Raw genomic sequence first — 12,645 nt, forward strand, 5'->3', positions numbered from 1 at the left:
TTTAGATTCAGTTTTTTTATTTTTGGCAAGTGAAAAATGCTCTATTTGTACCGTACGATTGAATATTTTTAAAACCTACAGATTGTAATGCATGAGTAATTTCGTCTTTAGTGTAACATGTTTCTTTAAAAGAAAAGTCACTTCTTTTCCAAATATCATTTGTATCACGTGTAAATAATATGAAATTCATTTCTGCTTTTTTGTTTTTATTATCAAATGTAGAATCAATCGTACAAACATATTCTTTCTCTGAAATATGAAACGAAGCAATCCAGTTTTCAAGAAATCCTTTTTCCATATTCATATCAAATGCGAATATACCCTCGTTATGTAATACGGAGTAAACGTTGTGAAACACACTTTTTAGTTCATCTAAATTCATAATATGGTTTAAACTATCACCGGCAGAGATGACGTAGTGGAATTGCTCATTTATATTGAAATAGCGAGCGTCATCGACGAAAAAGGTTGCATCTGGCGCATTTTCACTTGCATATTCAATCATTTGAGTAGAACCATCTATACCAGTTACTACAAAATTATTATCAAGTAGTTTCCTAGTAAGATGACCAGTCCCGCAACAAAGATCTAAAATATGAGAATGTGGTTGTGCATATTGTAAAACGAGTTTTTCAAAAGCAAGATAGGAGTGTTCGGCAAAATGTCCCCAATGTTTATTATAAATAGATGCGAAAATATCGTAATCAGAATAAATAAGTTTTTTAGACATAAATATTCTCCGTGCTATTCATTAAATTATAATAGTCATGCTTCGTTTTAATTTTAAAACCACATTGTGTATATAGTTTTAAAGCATGGTTATTTTTCGTTTCGACGTCTAATTCAATTGTTGAAGTTCCTTCTGTAATAAGGGTATGTACCATATAACTAAGAATATCTTTTCCATATCCTTTACCTTGATAAGAAGGATGAACGGCGAATCCTGATAATGTAGTAGATTGTTCTTGCTCAGTAACTGTAATTGTTCCAATAGCTTTTTCGTTAATAAGAGCACTGTAAACTTTATGAGAAGGTGAAGTCATCATTTTTTGTAACCATGTAGCCGTATTGTCTACTGAATCACCAAAAGCTTTACTAGAAATTTCAATAAGGTCAAGAAGTGATTCTGAAGCTGCAAGAGTAAGCTGTATATTACTTTCTGTTGTTTTTTGAATTTCGTTTGTTTTGAACTCCATACTATATTCACTATATAAATACGGTAACTTCATATGTTTTACAAATTCATTCCCAGAAATAGAATCCCCATTGATAATAAGAAGAGCTTCATCTGCCTCTCTATTTTGTATTTCTTTCATTGCAGTTTGTAAAAGGGTAGTTCCGAAACGTTGTTTTCTAAAATGAGGATGTACAAAGCCTATTAGTTCAAGCTTTGTTGGTCTTTCGAAATCATACATATTTAAAGTGCCAATTAATTGAGTACCGTTATAAAGAAGAAAATCGTTTATATGATCTTCATTTCGATTTTTTAAAAAGTTGATATGTAAATCTGAAGAGTAATCAAGATTGTCTTGTTGCCCGCAAATATAAGCTAAATCCTTCATTTGCTGTATTTCACTTTCTGTTACAGAACGCTTTTTCTGAATATCCATTGTATACTCCCTCTCAATTGTATTTAAAAATAGGATGGGTGACTTAACCATTCCTTTAATTCCACACTACCTTGCACAGATAACAGTCGGTATAAATAACGATATGGTCGTCTACATTCTTCAAGATGAGGAATAGGCATAATTGTTTCGTAACCACTTTTAAAGGCATGTGCTTCTTTTTCGGTAAGTACATATTCTAGTCCGATAAAATCAAACTCTCGCGGGGCAACCGCGTAAGCTTCAGTATCTACTAAACCCGTAATAGTTGTACCGTCATATAAAAATTGGGTAGGGTCCATATCAAGTAAGACGAGTGTAGCTTCTTTTGGTACGGACAGGGAAGAAAGCTGTGATTCAAAGGTAGGAAAAGCATTTTGTATGCTTTCATCATCGGAATAAAACATATTCACAAGCTCTTTACTCACGTTTAAAATATGTGATTGGAATTCATCTAGTGGAACTTGGAACGTGCCTGACGGATTTCCTATAAAATCGGCTTTAAACTTATGTATTTCTGCAAGTCCTTTTCCTAGGCTAAATAAAATAGAATCTGGTTGCTCGATAAAAGATTGAACTGTGTTACCTACTAACTTTTCGACCACCACAAATTCACGGCCATTTAAAACATGTTTTTCTAATATTGTTGGGATAGGAAGATTCGTATGTTCTTGCAGCAATGTATGTACAGTTTCTAAATGATGGACGTTCCTTGGATCAATTCCAAATAGATTTTTACATCCCCACCAAAAATCATTATTTGGTTCTTCATTCATTTTAGAAGTACGAACGATAACTTCTGTATCTTCTGTTTGAACGAGAAAAACATCACTTGCATGATCTTCATAACCTGGGTGCAAGGCCTGAACGGATAGAATAGGTGAATTGAATAGTTGTTGTAGCATGAAAAGACTCCCTTTTCTGTAAATTCTATAAATTTATTATATAACAGATGATGTGTTATGAGGATAAAGATAAAAAGATTGAAAGCATAGTTACATTTATAGCGAAAATTCATTAAAAACATTATATTTCTACATTTTTGTGTGAATTGTCTAAAAAAATATAGTAGTAAGACTTGAATGTAAGACTCATATCTTTAAATCTATGAAGAGTAAAAGTAAAATTAAGCATTCATTTATAAGATTGTGAATCACAATAATGTAGACTATAGAAAATATTTCTCAATAATAAAATGAAGAGAAAAGCATGAAGAAGTAGAATGCATTCATTTATAATAGACTTAAATTAATTAATATAATTAATTGTTAACTTTATAAGATTGACTGGATAGGAGAGAATATTATGGCAAATGTACTCGTAATAAATTTCCCTGGGGAAGGTCATATTAATCCGACTTTAGCTATTGTAAGTGAGTTAATCCAACGAGGAGAAACAGTTGTTTCGTATTGTATTGAAGATTATAGAAAGAAGATTGAAGCAACAGGTGCAGAATTCCGAGTGTTTGAGAATTTTCTCTCTCAAATTAATATTATGGAACGAGTAAATGAAGGTGGGAGCCCTTTGACGATGCTATCTCATATGATTGAAGCATCAGAGCGTATTGTTACTCAAATTGTAGAAGAAACAAAAGAGGAAAAATATGATTATTTAATATATGATAATCATTTTCCAGTAGGACGTATTATAGCGAATATTTTACAATTACCAAGCGTTTCATCTTGTACAACGTTTGCTGTTAATCAGTACATTAATTTTCATGATGGGCAAGAATCGAGACAAGTAGACGAAATGAATCCATTATATCAATCTTGTTTAGCGGGAATGGAAAGATGGAATAAGCAGTATGGAATGAAATGTAATAGTATGTATGATATTATGAACCATCCTGGTGATATTACGATTGTATATACTTCAAAAGAATATCAGCCGCGTTCAGATTTATTTGATGAATCGTATAAATTTGTAGGTCCATCAGTTGCTACTCGAAAAGAAGTGGGGAGTTTTCCTACCGAAGATTTAAAAAATGAAAAAGTGATTTTCATTTCTATGGGAACAGTTTTTAATGAACAACCTGCTTTGTATGAAAAATGTTTTGAAGCGTTTAAAGATGTAGATGCGACAGTCGTATTAGTCGTTGGTAAGAAGATAAATATAAGTCAATTTGAAAATATCCCGAAAAACTTTAAGTTGTATAATTATGTCCCGCAATTAGAAGTTTTACAGCATGCTGATGTATTCGTGACACATGGTGGTATGAATAGTTCGAGTGAAGCGTTATATTACGGTGTTCCATTAGTTGTAATTCCGGTAACAGGAGATCAGCCATTCGTTGCAAAACGATTGATTGAAGTAGGGGCAGGCATAACACTTAATCGTAACGAGTTAACTTCTGAATTGTTACGTGAGACTGTAAAGAAAGTAATGGATGATGTGACGTTTAAGGAAAATAGTCGTAAAGTGGGAGAGTCGCTTAGAAATGCTGGTGGATATCAAAGGGCAGTTGAGGAAATATTTGAATTAAAAATGAAGCCGTACGTAAAGATTAAATAGATGTTAGAAACACACTTACTTTTAATTTGTAAGTGTGTTTCTAGTATTACGTGTTACATAAAAATAGCGATAAAGGTGAAACTTTTTTGTATATAAATCGATACCTTTGAATTAGTAGTAAAATTACGTTAAAATAATACTAAGAAAATATATAAGTTTTGGGGGTAATGAATGAAGAAAGTATTTGAATACGTATTATTAACAATTGGCTCAATTATAGTAGCAGGTTCATTAGAGCTTATTTTAGCACCTAATGGATTAGTAGATGGCGGGGTAACGGCTATTGCTATTATGGCAAATAAAGTCGCAGGATTGCCGCTTTATGGTGTGTTCTTAGGAATTAATATCCCAATTTTATTATTTACTGCAAAAGTAATGGGAAAGAAATTTTTTATCCGTACATCTTATGCGAATGTAGTTACAACACTCGGATTAATTTATTTAAAACCATTTCCAGCAATTACGACTTCTGAGTTATTAATTGTACTTTATGGTGGAGTGCTGTTCGGAATTGGTGTTGGGATTGTTGTTAAAATGGGTGGAGCAATTGACGGTTCGGAAATGTTAGCAGTTTGGATGAATAAACACTTTAATGTACCGATTAGTACATTTTTACTTGCAGTAAATGCAGTTATTTTCATCTTTGTTGCCATTTTATTTTCAATCGAACAAGCGATGTTCTCATTAGCCATTTTCTATATTGTTACGAAAATGATTGATTTTATATTAGATGGTATAAATCAAGGTAAGAGCGTTATGATTATTTCTGGTAAGAATAAAGAAATAGGCGATTTACTTATGAAAGAATTGCAACTATCTGTTACGTATCTACATGGAGAAGGTGGTTTTTTAGGGGAGCATAAGAGAATCATTTATTGTATTACAAACCGATTCATTTATCCGAAAATGAAAGATCTCGTTCTCTCTGTAGATCCAACCGCTATAATTGAAGCTTCTTATTCAACAGAAACGACTGGTGTGAAACGTCCGGGAAGGAAAGCTAGGTCAGGTGAATAACTAGCAGAAGGCTGTCCAAAAAGTTATTTTGGAACAGCCTTCTTTTTTATTTTGTTGAATTGTTAGTATGTTACAAGTTAAACCCACTGTTAACAAGTTTCCTTGCAACTAGGGAACCAAGCGTTTTTCAATAATATAGCCAACGTTTCAATTTTATTTTCTGGAATGCTACCAAAACCGAGTAATACGTATGATTCCTTACGTAAATCATTCACGAAATCATATGGAGAAAGCGGGTATAATTTAACGCTTTGTTTTTTAGCGGATTCAATCAGTTCGTTTTCATTCATACTGTTATGGACACATAAAACAATATGAAGTCCGGACTGTTCGCCAAGAATTTGAACATTAGCCCCCATTTCTTTCATAATGGATTTTACTAACGCATGATGTTTTCTTTTATATAGTGTACGACTCCGGTTAAGATGACGTTCCCAATTCCCGCTTTGTATAAAGTTAGCAAAAGCAAGTTGTTGTATTGTAGCGACTGTTTGTTTGAAAATTCCATGCAGTTCTTGATATGTTTTAAAAAGATGTGGTGGTAAAACAACATATCCCATTCGTAAAGAAGGTAAAAAAGATTTTGAGAAAGTTCCCATATAAATAACGCGTTCATTTGAATCAAGACTTTGTAAAGAAGGAATTGGCTTACCAGCGTAGCGAAACTCTCCGTCATAGTCATCTTCAATAATGTATCCATTGCAATCATTAGCCCACTTTAACAATTCTGTTCTTCTAGATAAAGGCATAATAATCCCGAGTGGAAATTGGTGTGATGGTGTAACGTATGCGACATTGGCATTTGTATTGTATAAACTAGAAATATCAATCCCTTTTTCATCCAATGGTATGGGATGAATTTGTCTATCACAGCTTTTAATAATTGCGTGTATACGGTGAAATCCAGGGTTTTCAATGCCGTATTCTTTTGTAGGGCCAAGCAGTTGAAGTAGTAGCCAGAGAAGTGGCTGTGTTCCGGCGCCGATCACAATTTGATCAGGTGAAGAATGTACACCGCGAGAATGATATAAATATATTGATATATGCTCTCGAAGAGCGAATTCACCTTGAGGATCTTCTTTGGCAAATAGTGCATTTTCGTATGTAAGTATGGATTCTTGTAATGCTCGTTTCCAATTTGTAATCGGAAATGCATTTTGATCAATAAGCCCTTGGCTACAATCATATTCAAATTTTTCGTCTATCAAATTGTTCGTCTTCTTTGCTGCATTTCGTTTTTTATTTGGGATAACGTCAATATCGAAATTTGCTACAAAAATACCACGTTTCGGTTTACTTTCTACATAACCTTCAGCTAATAATTGTTGATAAGCTGATTCAACAGTGATGCGGCTAATATTAAGTTGTGATGCTAAATTTCTGTGTGAGGGTAGACGTGTGCCAACAGAAATACTCCCTTGTATAATTTCAGCTTTTATATAGTCGTAAATTTGTAAGTAAATAGGTGTGTTACTTTGTAATTGCAATGGGATAGTAAAATCCATATAAAACTCTCCTTTAAAACTGGCCTTATAAAAAATACTTAAACTGTCACTTAAGTAAAGGGCAGTTACTTTCTATAATAATGATATAACATTTAGAAAATTAAATAAATAGTTAGAGGAGAGTTAAAAATGAATGTTAAAGAAGTAGTAACAGAAGAGCAATTACATGAAGTATTACCTGTTTTACAGCAATTAAGAACGAAACTTTCAAAAGAGGAAACAAGCTCTTTATTTCGAAATATGAAAGAAGAAAATTATAAACTATTTTCGCTGCGTAATGAGGAGGATGAAGTTGTTAGCCTTGCAGGTGTAGCGATTTGTACGAACTTTTATAATAAGAAGCACGTTTTCGTATATGACCTTGTAACGGCAGACGCACATCGTTCAAAAGGACATGGAAATATATTACTTTCGTATATAGAGAACTGGGGAAAGGAAAACGGATGTGAATCTATCGTCCTCACATCAGCATTTGCAAGAATTGATGCGCATCGTTTTTATGAAAGAGAAGGGTATGATAAAGTGAGTTATTCTTTTCATAAAGAATTATAAAAAATAAGAAGAAGTTGTCCCGCAAAAGTTGGGAACAGCTTCTTCTTATTTTTTAAGTTATTATTAAACCGTAAATAGGTTGTAAGTTATGGTATATGTATTTGAAAAGGTTATATAGTGTATTTTGTCGAATTATTTTAATTTAATAAAGAGAATGATTGGAGCGCTTATACTTGAAGAAAATAAAGAAACTATCAATCCCTAATGATGCTAGAGTTATCGTCATATCTGATATTCATGGAGAATTAAATCTTTTAAAAGAAGCACTACATAAAGTTAACTTTAAAGATGAAGATTATTTAATTATTAATGGAGATCTTTGCGAGAAAGGACGAGATAGCGTAGGCGTAGTAAACTATGTTATGAATCTTGTAAAGAACAATTCAAAGGTTCACGTTGTTGAAGGAAATTGTGAAGTTTTAGTTGATGCTCTTCTAAATGAAAATCCTCGTCTTATTAATTATTTATGTACGAGAAAGCATTCGATTTTTAATGAATGGCTAGAGCAATTGGATTTTTCAGTTCATGAAGGCACTTCAATTCGTGAAGTGAGAGAAGCATTGCAAAGTGAATTTTCACAAGAAATACATTGGCTAACGGAGTTACCGACAGCGATTGAAACAGAAGATTATATTTTTGTGCATGCCGGGCTAGAAGATAGAGTAGATTGGAAAGAAACAGAGCGCAAAAATGCGATAGCAATGCCAGAGTTTTTTAATAAATCACATAAAGCAAATAAATATGTAATAGTTGGTCATTGGCCTGTCGTGAACTATTCTGAAGAAGCACCGTCTAACAATCCAGTTATTGATGAGGAGAAAAAAATTATTGCAATAGATGGAGGAAATGCAATTAAAGAAGCAGGACAATTAAATGCATTTATCATTCAGAGGAAACAAACGGGCGATACGTTTTCTTATACATATGTAGACTATTTTCCAGGGTACGAAGTAATAGCGGATTTTAATGCGAATTCAGAAATGCAGGGCGGAGTGACATATCCGTATTATTACATAGAGCCTATCGAGAAGATGCAAGATTACACAATATGTAAGCAAAAGGAAACAAATAAATTACTCACTGTAAAAAATGAATACATGAAACAACTTGAGTCAGGTGAATATACAGTGAAAACTGATATTTCTTGTGCGCAAATAAGCGTTAGAAAAGGAGAGATCGTTTCTCTCATTGATGGTAGTTGTTCAGGATATGATTTAATTAAAAAAGATGGTGTAGAGGGGTGGATAGAGAAAGGCATTTTGCTTGAGCTGAAATAGGAGGGATGTAACCTCCTATTTTTTATTGCCTATTTTGCGCCTTCGTACTTCAATTAACCTTTTAAATTAGTGGACTGCCTGCTGTCTTTAATAAGTAAATAAATCGTACTCGGTAGAATGATAAGCGTCATTCCTAAAAGAATTGCTAGTATGCCATAACCTCTATAGGGAGCAGAAACGCTAAAAGGAAGTATCGCTAAAAAAATCCCTGCTATCATCATTGAAATACTACTAATATTTGAAGCTCTTTTTTCGAGGTGCTTATCATTCCATTCTAATGAAACGGTTGATTTAGTCGTATCAATTTTGGAACTGAAATAACCTATTAATATAAATAAAAGCCCTAATGCTAAAAATATGAAATGATCAGGAGGAAGTGAAAAGTCAAGAGCGATGAGGGCAATGACAATATCGACAAAAAATAAGAATAGTAACATTGTATTGCCGATCCAATGGAGAAATTTCTGGTTACTCGCTGCTTTAGATAAAGCTAAAAATACAAAGAATAAGAAGGAACATATAATTATATTTACGATTACAAAAGTGCTTTTATCCATTGTTGATGTAGGCGTTCCATTGAAGTCCCATTTCGTAACAATATTTGATGGTAAGAAGAAATATAGAATAATATTTGTCGTAATAATAGTGAGAAATAAAGCAATACTAAATTGATTATTCATTGAATCACCAGCTTTCTAAATCAATAATTGGTATCTTATAACAAAATTATACAATATAATATATGATATTAGTTTTGATTTTTCTGAAAAAATATTATAATTATATATGAAATAAAGGTGAATGCAGGAGGGAATTATGCAAAACGTTGTATTAAAGGGGAAGAAAGTTACAATTCGTACAATAGAAGAATCGGATATAGAAACATTATGGAATATCATATTTAAAGAAGAAAGCCCAGAATGGAAGAAATGGGATGCGCCATATTTCCCGTTCTCAATGCAAGAATACTCTTCCTATAAAGAGAAGATGCAAACTCGTTTGAAAGAAGAACCACTGTCAAATTTAATTATAGAAAATAACGGTCAAATCATTGGGACAGTCGGGTTTTATTGGGAATATAAACCGACGCGTTGGTTAGAGATGGGGCTTGTGATTTATGATCCAACATACTGGAATGGTGGATACGGTACAGAAACATTGACATTATATAGAGATTTGCTATTTGAAAAAATGGAGATTGGTAGAGTAGGAATCACGACTTGGTCTGGCAATGAACGAATGATGAAAGTAGCGGAGAAAATAGGAATGAGCTTAGAAGGTAGAATGCGAAAGTGTCGTTATTATAAAGGAACATACTATGATTCTATTCGAATGGGAATGATTCGTGAAGAATGGGAAGCACTATGTGTAACGAAGGGGTGAGAAAGATTGTACGCTATTATTGCTACATTTGATCGTGTATTTACTAATAAAATTACAGAACTGCAAAATGAATTAACGAATATAATGGGAACAAATCAATTAGCTGGAGTAGAACCTCATATCACGATTGCGGATTATAATGAGTTAGATGTTCATTTGTATACGGAGAAACTAGGGGAGTTTGTAGCTATTCAAGAAAATATGGACGCAGTAACTTTTCCTTCTGTTGGAATTTTTCCTACTAATGGAACGGTCTTTCTAGCACCGATTGTTACCGATGAATTGTTAAAACTTCATCATTCTTATCATGATTATTTTAAAAATTTTCATGACAATCCAAATTCATATTACGTACCGGGAAAATGGGTTCCGCATTGTACGATTGCAAATAGATTACATACTAAGCAGTTTTTAAGTGTAATGGAATATATTTATGAAAAATTTGATTTTGCAACAGCTTCAATTGAGAAATTAAAATTAATTAAGGTGAATTATAAAAATGGTTCTGCCATTTCTTCTAGTATATTAGCAGAATATAATTTAAAGAGAATGGAGACATCGAGATGACATATGTAATTAGAGAAATGAAGCAAGAAGACATTCACGCTGTACAATCAGTAGCAAAAATAGCTTGGCATGATACATATGAAGGCATTATTCCAAGAGAAATTCAAGACAGTTTTTTAGACGAGGCATATTCTGATGAAAAAATGAAATATCGTCTTAAAAATACACATTTATTCGTTGCGGAAGAAGAGGGAGAAGTAATAGGATTTGCTAACTTTTCACCTGTTAGACTACAAAATGAAGCGGAATTAGGTGCGATTTATTTGTTACCAGATCAGCAAGGAAAAGGGATCGGAAGTGCTTTATTACAAAGAGGGATTAAGGAATTAAATGGGATACGTAAATTGTACATACATGTAGAAGCAGCAAATGAAAAAGGAAAACGCTTTTATGAAGCGAAAGGTTTTGCTGAATTAGAGCAATTTGAAGAAGACTTTGAAGGACATATGATGCAGACAGTAAGGATGGTTTTATACGTATAAGGAGGACTAGCAATGAAAATTTTTGATTTTAGTGAAAAAGTAGGAAAGCACATATCAGTATTTCAATCTAATTTCATAATGTCGAAAATAGTAAACCATCAAGGAAATGTACATATCGGTGCTATGCATTTACAAGCCAATGGAATAATCGGATGTCATGAAGCAGTTGTATCTCAACTGCTTCTTATTGTGGACGGAGCAGGATATGTATGTGGGGCAAATAAAAAAAAGATAAAGGTAGAGGCGGGACAAGCTGTGTTTTGGGAGAAGGGAGAGCTCCATGAAACAAGTACAGAACAAGGATTAACGGCAATTGTTATGGAAGCGGAGAATCTTGAACAAGGGATAGTAATGCCTATTATTCAAGGGGAGTTGTGAAAAATGATAATTAAGGCGAATCAAGAAGATACCAATGAAATATTAAAATATGCGGCGCAATCGCTTTTTGAAGGGACGAGAGGGAATTGTCAATTAAGTACCGAGAAAGCGATTGAAATTACAAAGCCGATTGTAGAAAAAGGAGCATATTATTTAATCGTTAAAGAAGCAAATAAAGTAATGGGATGGATATTAATAGGGGAAAATACAGACTATTTTTCTCGTGAAAAACTTGGATTTATATATGAATTGTACGTTTTCCCAGAATATCGCGGGAGAGGATTATCGCGAGAACTGATGGAAGCTGGTATTAAGGAATTAAAGGAGGAATATTCAGAAATTAGTCTGAATGTATTTACTGGGAATTTTGCAAAAGAGATGTACGAAGAGTTTGGGTTTGTTGAAAGGCAGGTAATTATGACTTTGAAGTGAGTATAATAGTCTGAATGAGGGAAGCGAGAAAGCATGAGAAAAGAAAATGAGTATGTAGCGTATTTACAAAGTGTGTATCCTGAACTACAAATAAAATCGGCACATGTAAATGAAATTGGCCAAAATAATGATGTTTTAATTATAAATGATAATATAGTATTTCGTTTTCCGAAATATGAAAAAGGTATTCAAAAACTTCGAGTAGAAACAAAGTTACTGGAGAAAATACGACCATTTATTACGATCCAAATTCCTGATCCAAGTTATCAAAGATTGCAAGATGAAGTGCTAGGAAAAGTATTTGCAGGATATGAAATGATTGAAGGGGAACCGTTTTGGAAAAATACTTTTACGGGAATAAATGATGAAAAGCAATTACAGAAACTTGCGTGCACATTGGCGGGATTTTTAAAAGAATTGCATGAAATTCCGTTATCCACATTTGAAGGTATTATGCAAAATGATAGTGCTGATATATATGCAGAAACAAATAGTTTATATAGTCAATTAAAAGATTATGTTTATCCATACATGAGAGAAGAGGCAAAAAGAGAAGTTTCATTATCTTTTGAAACGTATTTAAATGAAGAGAGCCATTTTAATTTTACACCGAGTCTTGTTCATGGGGATTTTGGCATGACAAACATCTTATATAGTGCAACAAAAAAGGATATTTCAGGGGTCATAGATTTTGGTGGTGCGAGCATTGGAGATCCTGCTTATGATTTTGCAGGTATATTAGCTAGTTATGGAGGAGAGTTTTTACAACTATTTGCAGCACATTATCCTAATTTAGAAGCAGTAAGGGAACGAATGTATTTTTACAAAAGTACATTTGCTCTTCAAGAAGCATTATTTGGTGTACTAAATAATGATAAGAAAGCCTTTGAAGCTGGAATAGCACAGTATGTATAAAAGCCGATTTTAAATC

The 12,645-nt window shown here is 33.1% G+C and carries 15 protein-coding genes; 10 read left to right on the forward strand and 5 right to left on the reverse strand.

All coding sequences use genetic code 11. The features are described 5' to 3' along the window. Positions 1–16: 16 nt before the first annotated feature. Genes MHH27_RS10570 through MHH27_RS10580 form a run of 3 tightly spaced genes read right to left on the reverse strand, consistent with a single transcriptional unit; the run spans position 17 to position 2,512 of the window. Positions 17–730, reverse strand: a complete 714-nt coding sequence (locus MHH27_RS10570) for a class I SAM-dependent methyltransferase (RefSeq protein ID WP_088020757.1) — start codon at positions 728–730, stop codon at positions 17–19. Then, on the reverse strand, positions 723–1,610 hold the full coding sequence (locus tag MHH27_RS10575; protein ID WP_069355469.1) for a GNAT family N-acetyltransferase: 888 nt from the start codon (positions 1,608–1,610) through the stop codon (positions 723–725). The genes MHH27_RS10570 and MHH27_RS10575 overlap by 8 nt, the downstream gene beginning before the upstream one ends. Before the next feature lie 23 nt (positions 1,611–1,633). Then, the gene (locus tag MHH27_RS10580; RefSeq protein WP_097925303.1) at positions 1,634–2,512 is read right to left on the reverse strand and encodes a nitrate reductase; all 879 of its coding nucleotides are present in this window, start codon (positions 2,510–2,512) and stop codon (positions 1,634–1,636) included. 400 nt (positions 2,513–2,912) lie between these two features. Between MHH27_RS10580 and MHH27_RS10585 the strand changes: the two genes are divergently transcribed. Both MHH27_RS10585 and MHH27_RS10590 read left to right on the forward strand, forming a co-directional pair. Further along, complete coding sequence (locus tag MHH27_RS10585; RefSeq protein WP_053564676.1) at positions 2,913–4,121, forward strand: macrolide family glycosyltransferase; 1,209 nt, start codon at positions 2,913–2,915, stop codon at positions 4,119–4,121. Positions 4,122–4,292: 171 nt separating this feature from the next. Further along, positions 4,293–5,138 (forward strand): YitT family protein, encoded by an 846-nt coding sequence (locus tag MHH27_RS10590; protein WP_000755126.1) that lies wholly within the window; start codon positions 4,293–4,295, stop codon positions 5,136–5,138. Between the two features lie 89 nt (positions 5,139–5,227). On the opposite strand, the gene pdxR is transcribed toward MHH27_RS10590, so the two are convergent. Further along, positions 5,228–6,643 (reverse strand): MocR-like pyridoxine biosynthesis transcription factor PdxR, encoded by a 1,416-nt coding sequence (pdxR, locus tag MHH27_RS10595; protein ID WP_098235596.1) that lies wholly within the window; start codon positions 6,641–6,643, stop codon positions 5,228–5,230. Positions 6,644–6,772: 129 nt separating this feature from the next. Here pdxR and MHH27_RS10600 point away from each other — a divergent pair, with 129 nt between their 5' ends. Beyond that, positions 6,773–7,195, forward strand: coding sequence for a GNAT family N-acetyltransferase (locus MHH27_RS10600; protein WP_098235597.1), 423 nt, complete (start codon positions 6,773–6,775; stop codon positions 7,193–7,195). A gap of 173 nt (positions 7,196–7,368) precedes the next feature. Further along, a complete protein-coding gene (locus tag MHH27_RS10605; RefSeq protein WP_053564674.1) occupies positions 7,369–8,472 on the forward strand; it encodes a metallophosphoesterase in 1,104 nt (367 codons plus the stop codon). Positions 8,473–8,525: 53 nt separating this feature from the next. Here the strand turns inward: MHH27_RS10605 and MHH27_RS10610 are convergent, their stop codons facing one another. After that, complete coding sequence (locus tag MHH27_RS10610) at positions 8,526–9,152, reverse strand: DUF1648 domain-containing protein (protein ID WP_340942460.1); 627 nt, start codon at positions 9,150–9,152, stop codon at positions 8,526–8,528. A gap of 136 nt (positions 9,153–9,288) precedes the next feature. On the opposite strand from MHH27_RS10610, the gene MHH27_RS10615 reads away from it, so the two are divergent. The 6 genes from MHH27_RS10615 to MHH27_RS10640 are packed head-to-tail and all read left to right on the forward strand — an operon-like array spanning position 9,289 to position 12,629. Next, positions 9,289–9,855 (forward strand): GNAT family N-acetyltransferase, encoded by a 567-nt coding sequence (locus MHH27_RS10615; RefSeq protein ID WP_001181849.1) that lies wholly within the window; start codon positions 9,289–9,291, stop codon positions 9,853–9,855. Between the two features lie 6 nt (positions 9,856–9,861). Next, complete coding sequence (locus tag MHH27_RS10620; RefSeq protein WP_023521767.1) at positions 9,862–10,422, forward strand: 2'-5' RNA ligase family protein; 561 nt, start codon at positions 9,862–9,864, stop codon at positions 10,420–10,422. Next, complete coding sequence (locus MHH27_RS10625) at positions 10,419–10,904, forward strand: GNAT family N-acetyltransferase (protein WP_000222825.1); 486 nt, start codon at positions 10,419–10,421, stop codon at positions 10,902–10,904. The genes MHH27_RS10620 and MHH27_RS10625 overlap by 4 nt, the downstream gene beginning before the upstream one ends. A gap of 12 nt (positions 10,905–10,916) precedes the next feature. Continuing rightward, a complete protein-coding gene (locus MHH27_RS10630) occupies positions 10,917–11,282 on the forward strand; it encodes a cupin (protein ID WP_098250461.1) in 366 nt (121 codons plus the stop codon). Between the two features lie 3 nt (positions 11,283–11,285). Beyond that, positions 11,286–11,714 (forward strand): GNAT family N-acetyltransferase, encoded by a 429-nt coding sequence (locus MHH27_RS10635; RefSeq protein WP_098250462.1) that lies wholly within the window; start codon positions 11,286–11,288, stop codon positions 11,712–11,714. Between the two features lie 33 nt (positions 11,715–11,747). Then, positions 11,748–12,629, forward strand: coding sequence for a phosphotransferase family protein (locus tag MHH27_RS10640; protein WP_098127110.1), 882 nt, complete (start codon positions 11,748–11,750; stop codon positions 12,627–12,629). The last annotated feature ends 16 nt before the right edge of the window (positions 12,630–12,645 follow it).

The organism is Bacillus sp. FSL L8-0152 (genome assembly GCF_038006365.1).
Lineage (GTDB): Bacteria > Bacillota > Bacilli > Bacillales > Bacillaceae_G > Bacillus_A > Bacillus_A cereus.

Bases quoted from the DNA above. Each gene is read 5' to 3' on its own strand.
- MHH27_RS10570 (WP_088020757.1), bottom strand. From the start codon at position 730: ATGTCTAAAAAACTTATTTATTCTGATTACGATATTTTCGCATCTATT.
- MHH27_RS10575 (WP_069355469.1), bottom strand. From the start codon at position 1,610: ATGGATATTCAGAAAAAGCGTTCTGTAACAGAAAGTGAAATACAGCAA.
- MHH27_RS10580 (WP_097925303.1), bottom strand. From the start codon at position 2,512: ATGCTACAACAACTATTCAATTCACCTATTCTATCCGTTCAGGCCTTG.
- MHH27_RS10585 (WP_053564676.1), top strand. From the start codon at position 2,913: ATGGCAAATGTACTCGTAATAAATTTCCCTGGGGAAGGTCATATTAAT.
- MHH27_RS10590 (WP_000755126.1), top strand. From the start codon at position 4,293: ATGAAGAAAGTATTTGAATACGTATTATTAACAATTGGCTCAATTATA.
- pdxR (WP_098235596.1), bottom strand. From the start codon at position 6,643: ATGGATTTTACTATCCCATTGCAATTACAAAGTAACACACCTATTTAC.
- MHH27_RS10600 (WP_098235597.1), top strand. From the start codon at position 6,773: ATGAATGTTAAAGAAGTAGTAACAGAAGAGCAATTACATGAAGTATTA.
- MHH27_RS10610 (WP_340942460.1), bottom strand. From the start codon at position 9,152: ATGAATAATCAATTTAGTATTGCTTTATTTCTCACTATTATTACGACA.
- MHH27_RS10615 (WP_001181849.1), top strand. From the start codon at position 9,289: ATGCAAAACGTTGTATTAAAGGGGAAGAAAGTTACAATTCGTACAATA.
- MHH27_RS10625 (WP_000222825.1), top strand. From the start codon at position 10,419: ATGACATATGTAATTAGAGAAATGAAGCAAGAAGACATTCACGCTGTA.
- MHH27_RS10630 (WP_098250461.1), top strand. From the start codon at position 10,917: ATGAAAATTTTTGATTTTAGTGAAAAAGTAGGAAAGCACATATCAGTA.
- MHH27_RS10635 (WP_098250462.1), top strand. From the start codon at position 11,286: ATGATAATTAAGGCGAATCAAGAAGATACCAATGAAATATTAAAATAT.
- MHH27_RS10640 (WP_098127110.1), top strand. From the start codon at position 11,748: ATGAGAAAAGAAAATGAGTATGTAGCGTATTTACAAAGTGTGTATCCT.